This window comes from Nostoc sp. JL34, from assembly GCF_017114945.1.
Lineage (GTDB): Bacteria > Cyanobacteriota > Cyanobacteriia > Cyanobacteriales > Nostocaceae > Nostoc.
Map to the genome: position 1 here is coordinate 55,667 of NZ_JABXKQ010000064.1, position 16,408 is coordinate 72,074.

Below are 16,408 nucleotides of genomic sequence, written 5' to 3' on the forward strand. Positions count from 1 at the left end.
ATCCAGAATATGGTAAAATAAACGTCATTTAAGTTAGTATTTATATTGAATTTTTCAGGACATTGCCTAAATTTGGCTACAAAGTGCTTATATTTGCATAACTTTTTACGACTTGACCAACGAAATTACACTACCAATAAAGTTTTGTAAATACGTGTAATTAGCTTACGGTAGTGCTATTTATATCTTAAAACTAAAGAGCAAGAGTATAAAATTTATCAAGTAAAATTATAAGTAAGGGTTTGATCTTCATCAAAAAAAACAAGTATTTTTTTGCTTTATTAACCTATCGTTAATCTTTATTGTTGTCCTTTAAGGGTATCTTAGAGACGCTCACCTGAAAAGTTACTAAAAAATTGATAGCGATGCTCTCACGTCTTAGTGCAATAAAAACTCATCGCCTCACAGGTTCAATTTCAGTGTTAGCACTGACAATCAGCCTAGCAGCTTGTGGCGGACAGCAAACCCCAGATACAGCCACTAATAAGGATACGCCTTCTGGCACTGCTACAGATACTACTGCCTCTAGCCCAGCTAAATTAGACCTTGGCGGAACCGTAAAGTTAAGCGGAGCTGGTGCGTCTTTTCCGGCACCACTTTACGATACCTGGTTCACAGATTTAAACAAAAAATATCCCAATCTGCAAGTTGACTATGCATCAGTTGGTAGCGGTTCTGGAGTTGAACAATTTATCAAAGGTACTGTAGACTTTGGTGCCAGCGATGTCGCAATGAAGGATGAAGAAATCCAGAAAGTACCAGCAGATAGAGGTGTTATTTTACTACCTGTGACTGCTGGTAGCATCGTGTTGGCTTACAACTTGCCTGATGTTCCAGAACTTAAACTGCCACGAGCCGTTTACGCCGATATTCTACTAGGCAAAATCACATCTTGGGATGATGCCCAAATTGCCAAGGCTAACCCAGGTGCAAAGCTTCCTAAAGAGGCAATAACGGTTGTTTATCGTTCTGATGGTAGTGGAACTACGGGTGTGTTCACAAAACACCTCAGCGCTATCAGCCCTGAGTGGAAGAGTAAAGTTGGTGAAGGCAAAACTGTCAACTGGCCTAAGGGAGTCGGTGCTAAGGGTAACGAGGGTGTTACTGCCCAAATCCAACAAACTCAAGGTTCTATTGGTTATGTCGAGTATGGCTATGCCAAACAAAATAGTCTCAAGTTTGCTGCTTTAGAAAACAAAGGCGGTAAGTTTGTTGTAGCTAGTGAAGAGTCAGCTTCTAAAACTCTCGAATCAGTACCTCTACCCGCAAATCTCCGCTCCTTTATTTCCGATCCCGAAGGGGCTGATTCCTATCCAATTGTCACTTATACCTGGATTTTGGCTTACAAGAAATATCCGAATGCAGCAAAAGCCAAGGCAATCGAAGCCACCATCGAATACGCTTTAACTGAGGGTCAGAAGCAGGCTACTGCACTAGGATATGTTCCTCTACCCCAAAGCGTCATCACAAAGGTGGCTGCTGCTGCTGACCAAATCAGTCCAGAGTATAAAATTTCTGTAGCTAGTGGGAGTAGCGCTAGCAAGTAAACAATCAAACACGGCTAATCAATAATAACTTGGAACACGGAGTTATTATTGTATCAGTTTAAATAGATGATGAGGCGAAAATTTTACTAATCTGATTGCCTCCTACATTCTTCTCTGATTTAATTTTAAAGTCGGTATTCATGACTACAAATTCTCAAAATCTGTCATCAGCGATAAAAAATCGCTCTGACGCAGAAAAGTCTCTAGATATCGGTTTTATCTGGCTGACTAAAATTTTTGCCTTTGGAGTTGCTGGCACTTTATTATGGATCGGTTCGCAGGTTGCAATTGGTGCTTGGCCTGCCATCCAACAGTTTGGTGTCAGCTTTTTAGCCAATACCACTTGGAATCCGGTTAATGATACCTATGGGGTTCTACCTCAAATTTATGGAACTCTCGTGAGTTCTTTTATTGGTCTGCTGATAGCAGTCCCAATTGGTGTTGGTACTGCGATTGTACTGAGCGAGGATTTTTTACCTGCAAAAGTGAAACTGGTACTGGTTTTTGCTGTAGAACTGCTGGCAGCTATTCCCAGCGTTGTCTACGGCGTGTGGGGTATTTTCGTTTTGGTGCCAATATTAACCAGCCTGGGAAAATGGCTCAATGGTTACTTTGGCTGGCTGCCATTTTTTAGCACTTCTCCTACAGGGCCAGGAATGTTGCCGGCGGGAGTCATATTAGCGATTATGACTTTGCCTATCATCACAGCTTTATCCCGCGATGCCTTGATTTCTGTACCACCCAGTTTGCGCCAAGCCTCGATAGGACTAGGAGCAACCCGCTGGGAAACAATTTTACAAGTTCTTATCCCAGCAGCCTTTTCGGGCATAGTTAGTGCTGTGATGTTGGGACTTGGCCGCGCAATGGGAGAAACAATGGCTGTAACGATGTTAATTGGCAACTCCAACAACATCAGTCTCTCTCTTTTTGCACCAGCCAATACGATTTCTTCTCTACTGGCAAATCAATTCTCAGAAGCTAGTGGTTTGCAAGTTTCGGCTTTAATGTATGCGGCTTTAATTCTATTTTTCTTGACACTAGTGGTCAATATTCTGGCAGAGTTGATCGTTCTGAGAGTCAAGCGAATATAGCTTAGTTTTGGGTTAAATTATGACTTCTAATTTTCCAGAGCGCAGTTTAACTCGCTCTCCTACATCTCAGAGGACACTGTTTAATACAGTGATGACCGTAGTCGCGTTTACCTGCGGAGTATTGGCACTTTTACCTTTGCTAGCAGTACTCTCTTACGTGATTATTAAAGGCTTTAGCAGTCTGAATCTGGCCGTGTTTGTGGAACTGCCACCCAAAGCCTTACAAAAGGGAGGAGGCTTTGGTAATGCCATTTTAGGCACGCTGCTGATGGTAGGAATTGCTGCCTTGATTAGTATCCCCTTTGGAGTTTTAGGGGCGATTTACATCACAGAATTTAGTTCGGCGAGAGTAGCTAGATGGGTGCGTTTTGCGGCTAACGTCCTTAGTGGAGTCCCCTCAATTATTGCTGGGGTATTTGCCTATGGGATTGTAGTTTTGACAATGGTAAAGTTGAACTTAGGATCGTATTCAGCTCTAGCTGGAGGGTTTGCACTGGCAATTTTGATGTTGCCAATTATTCTGCGAACTACTGATGAAGCATTGCAGTTAGTATCGCAAGATTTGCGACAAGCATCTGTAGGGTTGGGAGCGACTAACTTTCAAACGGTGAGTCAAGTAGTTTTACCAGCAGCTTTACCAGCTATTGTAACTGGGGCAACGCTAGCGATCGCTAGAGCATCTGGAGAAACTGCACCTTTACTATTTACTGCTCTGTTTTCTAACTTTTGGCCCGATAGCTTATTCCAACCGACAGCTTCCCTTGCTGTCTTGGTTTACAAATATGCCATTTCTCCGTTTAAAAATTGGCAGTCACTAGCTTGGGCAGCTTCTTTGATTTTGGTATTGATGGTTCTAATCACGAGTATCATCGCTCGCTGGGCAACTCGCAAAAAAGCTTAGTAAACATATCATCTACAGTCCAGATCCCCATCCTTAAAACTAACACTAAACTTAATTTATGGCTGCTCACATTAGCACAGTGAATGACACTGAAACCGTTTTACGCACCGAAAATCTCAACGTTTATTATGGCAAGTTTTTAGCCTTACAAAATATTTGGCTAGATATACCGAAAAATCAGGTGACAGCCTTTATCGGCCCTTCTGGTTGTGGTAAAAGTACGTTGTTGCGATGCTATAACCGCCTGAATGACCTGATTGAGTCATTTCGGGCAGAAGGTAAAATACTTTTTTACGATAAAAACTTGTATGCATCCGACATCGATCCTGTAGAAGTCCGTCGGAGAATTGGGATGGTGTTTCAAAGACCAAACCCGTTTCCCAAATCAATTTATGACAATATTACTTTTGGAGCCAAAATCAACGGCTATAGAGGTGATTTGAATGAATTGGTAGAAAGCAGTCTCAGAAAAGCAGCTTTGTGGGATGAAGTCAAAGATAAACTACACCAAAGTGGTTCGTCTTTATCCGGTGGACAACAACAGCGGTTATGTATTGCTCGTGCGATCGCAGTCCAACCGGAAATTATACTAATGGATGAACCTTGCTCCGCTCTTGACCCCATTTCCACCTTGCGGGTCGAAGAACTGATTCATGAACTTAAAGAGCAATATACTATTGTCATTGTCACCCATAACATGCAGCAAGCAGCGCGTGTTTCTGATAAAACAGCGTTTTTTAATGTTCGGACTTCAGACACAGGAGGTCGTAACGGCTATATGGTAGAGTTTGACGCTACAGAAGTAATTTTCAACAATCCTAAGCAGGAAGATACTCGAGATTACGTCAGTGGCAAGTTTGGATAAATATTGATTTCACACAGTTGATGTTAGAGGAATGAGGGATACTCGAAAACTAAAGCTGTGCAATAATCCTCAAGTTTTTTTATTTGTTCGTCAACCTTCTGCAAAAAGTGTGGTATGGTCACAAACTTAACAAATTTCAGTTTGATTAGCTTTGTGAAGGTGATAATTATAAATCCCAGCAATTAAGCGACAACGTAATCCAAAGCTTTTCCTACAATTGCAACAACGTTGACTAAAAATCCGAAAAACTTTCTTACCGTAAATTTACATATTCCAAAACAACCCGACGGCTAGCCAAGGAACGATTGTACTGCTGATCAACATTCGTCAACTTGTCTCCTCTGGGTTTCTTTTTTGGCAAGCGACAATTCCCATGTAACTTGGCAATTTCTTGTTAGCCGCTATCTTTTCAACTCTCCGTTTTGGGATGAAGTTGAAACAAGCTAAAAACTTTCTATCTTAATATGAAATAATTGTGCAAGAGGTCTAATAGTCAATAGTTATACCAATTATTTTTGAGGGTGCGCCTATAAAACTTACGCAAAGCTACACGCTGTAAGGGACTTCCAACAAATAAATTACCCCACAATAAGTAGTTGAGTATTTTTTTATTTGTCAGTCCCTAAGGGCAATTGATGAATTATCCCTATCTGAATAAAGCGCAACCTCACATAGAATTGGTATTAGAAATTCTCTTCTGCTTGCCCATCTCCCCATTTTCATCTCCATGCTATCCGAAGTCTATTACTTGGTGCGCTCAAAAACTGACGGTAATTATCTCATCGCTCGTCCTGACGCCGAAACATCAGGTTATTTATTGCTGTTTCAGGAAAACTTTGATGCCCTTAGCTATCTCAATACCCACGCAGCAGAAGTAGCAAATCGTTTTACTGTGGAATCTATTGCGCGTACACAGTTGGGAAACTTGCTCAAGCGTTGGGGCTTTAGTGGTGTGGGTATTGTGACTGACCCGTTATTACCCAAAGTTGAGTTTTTACAGCACAGTTAACTAATTTGTAATTCGCAATTTGTCTTAAGTAAATAATTGTGCGTAGGCGTAGCCCGTCGTAGACATCGCACAAGTAAAATTAGGCAATATGGGTATGGGTGAACTCAATTCATCACCCTTTAAGTCGACGGTAGTCCAGCGCACTCTCTCAGATATCGGCTGGTTTATAAATCATATATTGTTAGGGGATTTACCTATTTTAGCCTGAGTGGAAATGGAACATTAGTTAGAAGCAAAGCCGGGGTAAATCCCAAATCTAAAATTCAAAAATATTGGGTAGAGCGATGCCTAGCTTGGCAAGTTACGCTCCACCCAACTTAAAATAATCTAAAATATACCGACTAATTCGCTACTTCAGCCACCTCAATAACCCGCCCTTCATAGTCCTTGACTAAAAAGTTCAGGGGCTTCTGGTTGCGAATCTTCAATTTCAAACCGCGCATTTCGACTCGCATTAAAATCATTTCTAGGCAGTCGTGGTCAAAACAAACATGGCGTTGCTGATTTTTGCTACCTAAACTCGCGCCAGTAATGACGTGTAGCTGGGTGTTTTTCTTCAATTGATACCACAGCCCATCATTGGCGTTATTCATCATTTTGCTAGACAAGCTCGGCCCAGTAGACATATATAGTGGATCAATGCCAGTTGCGCCTATAGTTTGTTCGTAGTTGTAGTAGTAGTGCAATGGCACCTCAGCTGCTGGCAAATCTAGCAGCCCTTCATACAACTGTCGGGCAATCTCCAAATCTGACACCATTACAGTGTGTACTTTTGGGGCACTGGTAAGAAACATCCACATGGCACCAGCGTAGGCTGCTAGCAGCATCACCATAATGCCTTGGGTGGAGAATAGGCTATCTAAGGGCAGGGAAGGCAGAAATGAGCCTAAAGTAAGGGGACTGAGCAGGAACGATATCACACTAACTGCTATAACCATGAACAAATAAGGATTCTATAAGGGAGTCAATTTTATGATTGTCGATTAAGACTAAAATTAAGTCTTTGTTTCTAGTTTATCAATACTCAAGTAGTCTGAGTCTTATCTACAAACTGAGCAACACCAAGATATTATGCGATTAACTACGGGAGTTGCAATTCCCAAAACTATTTTAACAACTATCAACTCAAAGGCTTGTGCAAATTCCTCATTTTTCCGAAGCTAATCACCCTCTGGTGAAGTCGCTGTTCCATCACAGTGACCATGAACTCCTGACTCTGTTTCAACGCTATCCAGATGCCGGAAAGTACTTTACGGTGATTTTTTGCCGCTATAGCCCCATAGTTTATACCTTAATTCGGCATTCGGCGCGATCGCCTGTGCAGGCAGATTATCTGTTTGCCCTCACCTGGCGACATATCTATTACGAACTCGGGGGACTAAATTTAACCGACTCTGAATCAGGCGAGGAAGCTTTAACCATGCAAAATTGGTTAATTAATATGACAGCTTTCTGCATTAACGAGATTAAACTCCCACCTACAGAAGCAATTCATTATTCTCTCCAAGCGACTTCGCCACCACTATGGTGCTATGTAGAACAAGCGTTAGACCAACTACCACCAGTTTTGCGATTAATCGTGTTAATGGCTCAAACTTTCCATTGGAGCGAGACTAGAATCGCTGCCTATCTCCAAGCCGAAGGAGAAGCGATCGCTCCTAATGAAGTAGCAAATTTTCTCCAGGAAGGCTATCGTATGCTAGAGGACAAATTACCCACAGATATCCGCGCCATATACTTTGGGGAAGATTTTGCTCAATAATAACTTAAGTATAAACGCGTATATTGGCTGTCTTCAATTTAAAAACTTAAAACTTCTTCTTAGACCTTCTACTTAAACCCGCAACTTTACGGGTAATTTTTATGAAACAATGGCTTGTATTTCCCAGGCAAAAGGTAGGCTTAGTTTGGGTAGGTGCGATTTCTCGCCCCCAGGTACTTTTGCACTGCTTTTTACTGTTTATTTTTTTGCTGAGTCCGATAGCAGCGGGTGCGGTTGATATTACGCAACAACTCCAGCGCCCTTTAAATAGTTCCGTTGGGCGACAATCAAGAGATGAAGCAGACGGTTTACTGCGTATCGGTGAACAACAATACGCTTCAGGATATGCCGATAAAACAATTGCGTCTTGCTTGCGGGCACTGGAACTATATCATTCAATTGGTGACCTGAAAGCCCAAGGGATGACGTACAATTTGCTTGCTAAGGCTTATGTGGAGCTAGGTAGTTTCAAAGAGGCGGAAGATGCTTTAAGACGAGGATTAGCGATCGCTCGTGATACTAAAGACTTCCAATCTCAGATTTTTGTGCTGAATAATATAGGTACATTTTTGCTGCAACAAGGAGAATCTGCTGCTGCTGGGAAAACAGTTGAAGATGCACTCGCAATTGCTCACAATGTCAAAAATGTTGAAGGTGAAGGACTCTCTTTGAGTAATTTGGGTTTGGTAAGTGCCAGGTTGGGAGATTACAACAAGGCCATTAAACTCTATGAAAATGCTTTAATTTTCCGCCGTCAGACTGGCGATGCCATCGGTGAAGCAAATACCTTGAATAACTTAGGAGATGCCTACCTAGCATCTGGAAATTATCAGGATACCATTGCCACTTATGGGGCAGCAATGCAGACAGCTAAAACTAATCGCGATCGCACTAATGAATTACGAGCAATTGACGGTTTAGTTACAGTTCACACTGCTGTAGGACGTTACGAACGAGCTTTTGACTTACTAGAGCAACGTTTAGCACTCGCTAAAGAATTGCAAAATTTGCGGGAAGAATTAAAATCTTTTGAGTCATACGCTCAGTTATATAAGCAACAAGGTAATTACGTAACTGCCCGAAATTTTTACGAAAGGGCGATTATACTAGCGCGGACATTGGAAGACAGCAAGCAAGAAGTGCAATTACTGGATCAGATAACTAAAATGCTTCAGCGGAAGTAGGAGTCAAGAGTTACGAGACGTGGGGCTTGTGTCGGTTTCAGCTAAAAATTAGTGCCAACAGGAGTAGAGTTGGGACTCAAGAGTTGTTTAACTGCTAACTCCTCACTCCTAACTCTTTGATTAATTCAAGAACACTGAACCGTTTGGTTCAATTCTCATAGCACTTCTACCCTGTGCTGCATTGGTGGCTTCGTTAAATGTAACATTCAAATTTCCTGGCTCTGAAGAAGCTTGGGGAGTCACTATCAACTGTCCGCCATCTTCTCGTTCAAATGTCACCGTTACTGGTGCCTTTAGACCTTGCAATGTCACATCTGATTTACCTGCTAGCGATCGCGGTGCCGTATCGCCAATTACTTGGAAAGTTACATTAGTCGCAGTATCATTCACCAACTTGATATTAACTGTACCATTTGCCAATGCGATCGTAGCACTGGGGGTTTGCCGTGGTTGTAGCAGTGGTGGTTGCTCAGTGGAAACTGCCCCTGTTGAGGGCTGTTGAGTTTGATCTCCAGAGGACGGGACTGGTACTCTGACACCTGGCTGTGGAGTTTCACCGCCGACACCCAAGTTTGTTTGCTCTTGTGATGGGGTAGCAGGGACGGGAAGAAGCCCTTGAGCCACTAGTCTTTGTGTTAGCGCGTTGGGAGGACATCCTTGTGGTACTACAACCTGATTATTATGTGGTTCTTCGTAGAAAATACGCGGACAAGGGTTAATTTTGGGAGTAGATTCTTGTGCTACTGCTTGAGGAATTGCTGGCATACTAATCAGTAATCCTCCACAAATAACGCCAAATAACTCAGCAGACTTGCGAAATTTTGGATAGTTCATATTCCTTATTGACTCCTAAAAAACATCTATCTTTCTTTTTTTAAATAAATTACAACCAGCAAATTTAGTTAAGTTTAACCTCTCATCAAATTACATATTGCCAAGTATTTATATTTTTTGTATCTAACCATAGGCTGGAAAATCATCTGAAATTAGACATAACTATTTAATTCTCCAGACTTAAAAAGCTAAATCATTAGTGATAATTCCCAAAAGTAACCAAAAAAAATAATGAGTTATAAATTTAAAATAATTCATAACTCATTACCCAAGAATTTTAGCTACGATAGTTTAATAGCTTTAAGCATCTTCCCAAAGCTGGCGAACTTGATCGGGTAACCAGCTAGCAATTTCCTGAATTCGTTCTGGCGATAATTCGTCTTTAGTAGCAGAAAATACCGCCTTAACTACCTGTTCACGTTCTACATTTGGTGGCATTCCCCCTTCATTTGCCACCCGAAATAAAAAGCGATCGCTATTAATTTTAAAGATGCCAGGGCCTTGCCAAGGTGGACGCACCCGACTTAAAAATCCGACAATTGGATTTGTATCGTGCCACAGGTCTGCAATATCCATTTGCAGCGATTTATCATCGCTGATTTCGGCTGGTTTTTGCAGTTCCTCCTCAACTCTGTCAGCAGCTTCTGTAGTCATCAGGTCGCGCATCACCCGGAATACTACCTCAGTGATGTCCCTAGCATCGTAAATATCTGGCAAACCACTTTGAGCCTTGACTTTTTCTAAAAATGGTATGTCTTTTTCCTTGATCTCGCTGGAAGAAGTTGCCATTTGACCCTCCAAGATATTATTCGTAGATGCATATTTGCCAAAACAAAATATCAGGATGTATGACTACTCAATCAAAAAAGAAAGAGTAGAAATATCAAACTGTAGCAATCCAATAAATGGCTAATTATTGCAACTGTTGTTATATAAAGTAGTAAACTTCTTTACTTTTCTACATCTATCACAGGAAACAAATATTTCTTACCAAATTAAGACTCAAGAGTTATTGGTAAAGTGACTGTAAAGGTAGTGCCAATGCCTTGGGTACTTTCAACTTGAATATGACCCTGATGATATTCGACAATAGCTTGAGCGATCGCTAATCCCAATCCTGAACCAGTAGCGCTGGCTGTAGCTGTATTCCCAGTCCGATGAGTCCGTGCCGGATCTACCCGATAAAAGCGGTCAAACAAGCGTGGTAGTGCTGACGCTGGAATTCCAACTCCGGTATCACTCACTTTAACTTGCAACTGGGCACTGGTGTAACGTAGTCCAGAAACACGACTTGTTCCCTCTATCCGCACCAATTCCACTTTCACCTGTCCACCTGCTGGAGTGTAATGCAAAGCATTAGCAATTAAATTTGTGAATAGCCGCAACAGTTGATCCCAATTGCCCACAAGGGTAAACCAATTTTCCAGTAATTCGGGGCTAGTTTCGCAGGCAGGAGGATCAACTAAGTTTAGAGAAAGAGCGATTTCTTTTTCAGGGACTAACAATTGTTGTTCTTCAACTACCTCCATCAGCAAAGCGTCCAGGGGACAAGGTGAAAAAGTATCTTTGCTAATACCACTATCCTGCCGTGCTAAGAACAGTAAGTCATTGACTAACTTACCCAAACGCTGCGTTAACCGTTCCACCACCTTTAACTGTTGCCGATATTGCAAAGAATTAGTCGCTTCTGCTTCAGCCAAATCTAAATCAGCCAGGGCAACTTGCACGTTGGTTTGAATCAAAGTAATGGGACTTCTAAGTTCATGTGAAGCATCAGCAGTAAATTGTTTGAGGCGTTGGTAAGACTCACCTACAGGTTCCATCGCTTTACCCGAAAGAAACCAGCCACTTGCGCCTACAGAAAGCACCATTAACCCAATACCTAGCGCCAAATCAAAAATTAACTGGCGACTGGGTTTAGTCACTTCAAACCAGGGGTGACTAACACGCAGATATCCTAATACCTGCCGTCCCACTTCCACCCGTTGTGTGACTTGCCGCAATAAGAGTGGGGAAGGTGGGGCCCCCTCTGGGGATAAGGGGTAATGGGGAGTTAGGAATTTTGAATTTTCACTCTCTCCCTTGACTACACGCACGGTTTCACCAGTGCGGTTGTTACGAATGGGAATATTTAGGGGTTCGGATAACGTTGACCAAAGTAATTTACCGGTTGGACTAAACCATTCTAGATCGATGTGGTCATCTTCTACGGTGTCGGTATTGCCACGAAAACTGGCTTCTAGATTAATGCGAAATTTATCTACATCAGCATTAATTGGCTCAAATATGAGTGTAGATGCACAGGGGCTAGTTGTAAGGCAACGCTCTACTATTTCCACTACATGGTTAAGGGTATCATCAATCCGCTCAATCAATGTAGTGCGGACGTATAAATAAACGCCACTGGCAAACAGTAATAGTAATACAGCAGTGACCGCAGTGTACCAAATTGCAAGACGGCGGCGAGTAGCCTGAAACATATTTTGTCACCTACTTTTTTGACTTAATATCTCCACATTACGTGTTTATACGGCTAAAAGTTAGCTCACTTTTATAGCTCTGGTGATTTTGCTGAGGTTTAATTTTTGCTCAAGAATTACACTCTTGTTGCAGTAAATCTGCTTAATCCTATTTTATTCTTTACAGCCAGAATAAAAAAATCAGTTTTCTTTGGCTATCTATATCGAATTAACCGAAAGGATTGTTGAATATATCTAAATAAACCAGCAAAAAATCTGAGGTTTGAAAATCAAATTATGACCAAGATTTGATACTCAGAAATTTGTTTTGCCAGCTAAAGCAACTAATAGCCAATCCTCAGTACTTTGAATTAATTTTGATTTTTACTCTTGAATCTACCAAACAGCATATTTCTATTGTGGAAACCTGTAAAACTTCAACTCGAAGAATTGTAAGAATCTCACTCATGAGATTCAAAAAAAATCTGAAAGTAATTGTATCGTGCTTTTTATCTTCAACAATTTTGTTCAAAATAGTTCTAGTTCAATTTTCTGCGATCGCCTTAGGGCTTGATGGTCAAAATAATATCGATCTAATTGCAGAGAATAATGAAAGTGCTAGTAATAATAATTTATTTAATTCAGAGAATTTAGGTAAATCAAAAAGTAATATCTGGCTGAAAAAAAAATTAACCCATGCTGATTTTAACTTACAAGATACCAAGGATTTATCCGAGATTACTAAAATTGATTTAGTTAGAGAAAACAATCCAATTCCTACTGATAATAATTTACTAAAGTCGGATAAAGTAGATCAATCTCAAGTTCTATTAAAAGAATCTTTAAAACATGCTACCTATAACTTACAGAAAACTAAACATTTAGCCGAATTTACCAGAATTGATTTAATCGGAGAAAACAATTTATTAAATTCAGATAAAATAGATAAATTTCAAAGTCAATCACTATTAAAAGAATCTTTAAGAGATGCTAACTACAACTTACAGAAAACTAAACATTTAGCCGAATTTACCAGAATTGATTCAATTAGAGAAAATCACGCAACTGCTAATGATAAAAATTTACTTAAGTCAGATACAGTAGATAACTCCCAAAGCAAAACACTATTAAAACAAACTTTAAAAGAAGTTAACTCTAACTTACATAAAACCAAACAATTACCCGAATTCACTATAGCTGACGTTATCCCAATTGAAGAATATAAAGTAGAACCTCCCAAGCCACCTGATGAAGGTGAAGTAGAGACTAAACCAAATATAACTAAACCATACACATCAACACAACAAATACTAATAGAAAAACTCCGTAGTTCAAAAAAACAACAACAAGTAAAACAAAAACAAATAATTCTTGAATCCCTCACCTTCAGTGCCAATAAATATCCTTGGATTGTTAACCCAACAGATAATCTTACTTTTTCTACAGAATTATTTAAGCCAAATGAGAATGAAAATTATATAGATACGAATATAAGTGTAAGATTTTCTGGAGAAAATCAGATTATTGATAAATTCACTTATGCTAAATTTCCTAAGGCTGATCAGTTTTATTGGGTTCTCGATAACAATAGAGTAGTAGTTGAAACTAAAGGCTCTCAAGTTGGTATCCTATTTCAAGGAAGAGAAACTAATACTTATATCACCCAAAATGTTACCTCCCAGCAGGCATTTTGGGGATTGCAAACTCTGTTCGCCATACCTACAGATTTTCAGAATTTAGCTGGAGAAGTTGGTACTGAGAATTTTTCTATAGTTTCAATAGCAGGACAATTGGTAAATCCTGAAGGTATACCTGCTGGCAGAGTTACTATTAATAGTGGGATTGACGTAAACAATCCTAACGTCACAGTTCTCAAAAATCCTATTCCAATTATTGGTAGTGGCTCTACTTTGAGTGTTAATGGTGGACAAGCTTTATTTCAAGCTTTAGATGCTATCAATGCTCCCAAAATTCTGCAAGGCTTTCCAACGACGAATTTACAACCTTTACTAGATGGTGGAAATGTTAGACTCCAACAAGGTGAAATTATTCCTAATAACGTTCTAGAAGCTGCTGGCATCTTCTGGGGAAATATTCTCACAGGAAAAGGTTTTGATTTTACTGCTCCTATCTCTTCTCTTCCAGGTATTAAGGTTGCTCAACTTGGAAAATTTGATAACTTTGATTTGTTAAACGTAGCAGTCAATCCTTTTCTTACTCAATCTGAGAAAGACTTTCATTACCTCAACTCTTTAATGTGGGTATCTTTAGGAAAAAGACAACCTGAATTTGAGACGCTATCTCAAACTCAAGAAAGTTCTGATTGGCACAGATTTTATGTTAGCCATCCTCATAATCGCAGCTTAATTCAATATGATCCAGTTACAGTTAAAGCTACTTACTCTAATATTTTTGCTGCTCCAGGATTATCTTTAACAGCTAAATTTAGTGATACTAGTGTCGATGCTATTCAATCAGTAAATTCTACATTAGGTTTGCTCTTAGGTGGAGTTTTTGAAGCTATTAAAATTGATAATATTCAACAAGGTTTAGAAGAAGCTAAACAGAAATTTAAAAATGGAGAAGGTTTTATTCCTTTAAATACAACTGCTACGTCCGAACAAAGAAGACAAATCAATAACAGGCTAAATCGCACTTTATCCTATGCTAATGCAGCCAGTGGACTAGAGCAAGTATCTGGAACTTATACACTCCCTAGTCAAATCACTCCTAATAACTCCAGTATCTTGCAAGTAAGAACGGGAAACCACAAACGAGCAGTTCAGTTTCTTGAAAGAAATATTTCTATTTTAGATGAAGGGGATACATTTTTTTCTGACCTCAGACTCTCTAATGAAAAGTTTGGGCCTCTGACTTACATTGGAATCCCAATTCCTTTGAATGATACTGCTATTGATCCTATTAATGAATCCTCTGCTGTAGAAATAATTTTGACAAACCCACGAGGGCAACAATTTGTCCAAAAATTTAATTCATCAGATACTACAATAGTACCACTCCAGGTGCGAGCAGCTGATTTAGCATTCGACTACATGGAACTCACTAGAGTTGACAAAATAGGTGTTAGTTTTAATAACTTTAACGGTTATCTATCTTTACCAACAGTTGAATTATTAGCAGCTGGTTCTTCTGGAAATTTTAACTATAGTGCCAATTTAGGAACGTGGTTTAATGTAGATGCTAATTCGGCACCAGGTGTTTCCAATAATAATTTAGGAATAGAAGAACCAACTGTAGGTATATACACTAATATACTCCTTAACTATATTAAAACTGATGTACAGTTAAATTCAGCCAAAAAGCCTGTAGCTGTTAATACTTACGTACCGTACTTGAAATTTGACTGGAATAGTGCCTCTAATAAAAATAATCCTTTTTCTACTTACTTAAGTTATTTATATCAGCATCAAGAAAGAAATTTCGGTTTCTCCTTAGCTCCTGGTATCGCTTTTATTGAGAATAATAGCAATGGGGAATTTTTAGGTCTTTTCAATAGTGAATTTAGTACTAGTCATGGTTTGAATTTGAAAACAAATCTAGAGATGGGAAAAGAATTTTTCTTTGAATTTCAGGGTTTACATAGAGTCAGCAAAAATCTTTCTGCTGGCGTTTATCTAAAAAATTATAGTGTTAATAATCTGGGTTTAAGCAGCCGAGTTTCTGGCTTCAACTATGGACTCATTATGAGGCACAATTTTCCAGATAATAGTGTGTTTATAGAAACTCAAGTTGGTACAGGTGAAAATGGTTTTGACCTCAAGCTTCAAGGTGGTTATCGATTTTGATGGTATTAATGTAAGGCACCAAAATAGAGACGTTGGATTGTAGCGTCTCTATTTCATTTGTGAACAACAATATTCCCGACTTTTTAGAGAAATCGGGAATCTAAACCTTTCGATTTGTAAGTTCGGTCTAATCTAAAGCACCCAAGCCATTACTACCCGTGCCGGCTCGGATTATGGCTGTCATATCTTCAATCGAGGTACTGTTATTTAATAAATTTACTGCTGTATTAATAAATGGGTTTGGGCTAGAGAGTGTAGTGGTTTTAACTACTCCAGGTGTTATAGTCAGACTAGTTATAGTTTCCTGATTTCCACCTGCTATCCCTCCATAGGTAGGTGCAATTTTTACGCCACCATCAAAGTATGAGCCAGAAGGTAAAATTAACTCCCCACTGACACTGAGAAAAGTACCAGAAGGTCTAATAATACTAACAGCACCACGAGCAGTAGCTTGTTGTGCATTTGCTGGCGCTGCTAAAAAGTTTCCTGCACTCACGAAACCGAATAGGCAGATACTTCCCCGAAGAATTATAGATAATTTGTTAGATAAACTATTCATGATTTTATTAACTCCTCCTGCTTTTCGCCTTAGGCTTGTTCCCAGATTTTGCTTGGGAATGCAGACTAAACCTCCACTAGCAAAAGTGCGGGTGTAATCTTTTTTTAATTTCTTTTCGCAAATAAAAATATATAACCCTTGGTGTGAGCATTTTGTTAAAAATGGACATTTTTAGGGTTCGTATTGTTACGTAAGTGCTTTAGCCATTTTTCAGTAAGTGTTTCAGGGTTTATATTGATATGACTAAAGTTATATAAAGGGATGATGAGGAGTTGCGGCAATCACTGATGCTTTGATTCGATTTATCCAGGGGTTAAAGGAAAAATTTAATCTTTGTAAGTAGGTGGGCGGAAAAATTTACAGCTATGTAACGAAAAGTTAAGTAGTAGAA

Annotated in this window: 13 protein-coding genes; 8 read left to right on the forward strand and 5 right to left on the reverse strand. The window is 39.6% G+C overall.

All coding sequences use genetic code 11. The features are described from left to right. Positions 1–365: 365 nt before the first annotated feature. From pstS to HWQ44_RS13350, 5 genes are all read left to right on the forward strand, one after another. A complete protein-coding gene (gene pstS, locus HWQ44_RS13330; RefSeq protein WP_292719202.1) occupies positions 366–1,547 on the forward strand; it encodes a phosphate ABC transporter substrate-binding protein PstS in 1,182 nt (393 codons plus the stop codon). A 140-nt stretch (positions 1,548–1,687) separates the two neighbouring features. Then, the gene (gene pstC / locus HWQ44_RS13335; protein ID WP_292719204.1) at positions 1,688–2,638 is read left to right on the forward strand and encodes a phosphate ABC transporter permease subunit PstC; all 951 of its coding nucleotides are present in this window, start codon (positions 1,688–1,690) and stop codon (positions 2,636–2,638) included. A gap of 19 nt (positions 2,639–2,657) precedes the next feature. After that, the gene (gene pstA / locus HWQ44_RS13340; protein ID WP_292719206.1) at positions 2,658–3,539 is read left to right on the forward strand and encodes a phosphate ABC transporter permease PstA; all 882 of its coding nucleotides are present in this window, start codon (positions 2,658–2,660) and stop codon (positions 3,537–3,539) included. Between the two features lie 58 nt (positions 3,540–3,597). Further along, positions 3,598–4,404: a phosphate ABC transporter ATP-binding protein PstB gene (gene pstB / locus HWQ44_RS13345; protein ID WP_292719208.1), complete on the forward strand. Its 807-nt coding sequence runs from the start codon at positions 3,598–3,600 to the stop codon at positions 4,402–4,404. Positions 4,405–5,131: 727 nt separating this feature from the next. Then, complete coding sequence (locus HWQ44_RS13350) at positions 5,132–5,413, forward strand: hypothetical protein (RefSeq protein WP_094339700.1); 282 nt, start codon at positions 5,132–5,134, stop codon at positions 5,411–5,413. Between the two features lie 341 nt (positions 5,414–5,754). Here the strand turns inward: HWQ44_RS13350 and HWQ44_RS13355 are convergent, their stop codons facing one another. After that, positions 5,755–6,351 carry a glyoxalase-like domain protein gene (locus HWQ44_RS13355; RefSeq protein WP_292719211.1) on the reverse strand — a complete coding sequence of 199 codons (597 nt, stop codon included), beginning with the start codon at positions 6,349–6,351 and terminating at the stop codon, positions 5,755–5,757. Between the two features lie 197 nt (positions 6,352–6,548). Between HWQ44_RS13355 and HWQ44_RS13360 the strand changes: the two genes are divergently transcribed. After that, entirely contained in the window at positions 6,549–7,175 is a 627-nt protein-coding gene (locus HWQ44_RS13360; RefSeq protein ID WP_292719213.1) for a sigma-70 family RNA polymerase sigma factor, read from the forward strand. A 101-nt stretch (positions 7,176–7,276) separates the two neighbouring features. Continuing rightward, positions 7,277–8,359 (forward strand): tetratricopeptide repeat protein, encoded by a 1,083-nt coding sequence (locus HWQ44_RS13365; protein WP_292719215.1) that lies wholly within the window; start codon positions 7,277–7,279, stop codon positions 8,357–8,359. Between the two features lie 120 nt (positions 8,360–8,479). On the opposite strand, the gene HWQ44_RS13370 is transcribed toward HWQ44_RS13365, so the two are convergent. The 3 genes from HWQ44_RS13370 to HWQ44_RS13380 form a co-directional block, all read right to left on the reverse strand. After that, positions 8,480–9,193: a hypothetical protein gene (locus tag HWQ44_RS13370; protein WP_292719217.1), complete on the reverse strand. Its 714-nt coding sequence runs from the start codon at positions 9,191–9,193 to the stop codon at positions 8,480–8,482. Between the two features lie 300 nt (positions 9,194–9,493). Further along, positions 9,494–9,982: a DUF2267 domain-containing protein gene (locus HWQ44_RS13375; RefSeq protein WP_292719219.1), complete on the reverse strand. Its 489-nt coding sequence runs from the start codon at positions 9,980–9,982 to the stop codon at positions 9,494–9,496. Positions 9,983–10,188: 206 nt separating this feature from the next. Beyond that, positions 10,189–11,673: a HAMP domain-containing sensor histidine kinase gene (locus HWQ44_RS13380; protein ID WP_292719221.1), complete on the reverse strand. Its 1,485-nt coding sequence runs from the start codon at positions 11,671–11,673 to the stop codon at positions 10,189–10,191. 503 nt (positions 11,674–12,176) lie between these two features. Here HWQ44_RS13380 and HWQ44_RS13385 point away from each other — a divergent pair. Beyond that, complete coding sequence (locus HWQ44_RS13385; protein ID WP_292719223.1) at positions 12,177–15,458, forward strand: hypothetical protein; 3,282 nt, start codon at positions 12,177–12,179, stop codon at positions 15,456–15,458. A 127-nt stretch (positions 15,459–15,585) separates the two neighbouring features. Here the strand turns inward: HWQ44_RS13385 and HWQ44_RS13390 are convergent, their stop codons facing one another. Then, entirely contained in the window at positions 15,586–16,017 is a 432-nt protein-coding gene (locus tag HWQ44_RS13390) for a hypothetical protein (RefSeq protein WP_292719225.1), read from the reverse strand. Positions 16,018–16,408: the final 391 nt, after the last annotated feature.

Coding starts and splice junctions, on each gene's coding strand:
- HWQ44_RS13375 (WP_292719219.1), bottom strand. CDS start 9,982: ATGGCAACTTCTTCCAGCGAGATCAAGGAAAAAGACATACCATTTTTA.
- HWQ44_RS13370 (WP_292719217.1), bottom strand. CDS start 9,193: ATGAACTATCCAAAATTTCGCAAGTCTGCTGAGTTATTTGGCGTTATT.
- pstC (WP_292719204.1), top strand. CDS start 1,688: ATGACTACAAATTCTCAAAATCTGTCATCAGCGATAAAAAATCGCTCT.
- HWQ44_RS13390 (WP_292719225.1), bottom strand. CDS start 16,017: ATGAATAGTTTATCTAACAAATTATCTATAATTCTTCGGGGAAGTATC.
- HWQ44_RS13365 (WP_292719215.1), top strand. CDS start 7,277: ATGAAACAATGGCTTGTATTTCCCAGGCAAAAGGTAGGCTTAGTTTGG.
- HWQ44_RS13380 (WP_292719221.1), bottom strand. CDS start 11,673: ATGTTTCAGGCTACTCGCCGCCGTCTTGCAATTTGGTACACTGCGGTC.
- pstS (WP_292719202.1), top strand. CDS start 366: ATGCTCTCACGTCTTAGTGCAATAAAAACTCATCGCCTCACAGGTTCA.
- HWQ44_RS13355 (WP_292719211.1), bottom strand. CDS start 6,351: ATGGTTATAGCAGTTAGTGTGATATCGTTCCTGCTCAGTCCCCTTACT.
- HWQ44_RS13350 (WP_094339700.1), top strand. CDS start 5,132: ATGCTATCCGAAGTCTATTACTTGGTGCGCTCAAAAACTGACGGTAAT.
- pstA (WP_292719206.1), top strand. CDS start 2,658: ATGACTTCTAATTTTCCAGAGCGCAGTTTAACTCGCTCTCCTACATCT.
- pstB (WP_292719208.1), top strand. CDS start 3,598: ATGGCTGCTCACATTAGCACAGTGAATGACACTGAAACCGTTTTACGC.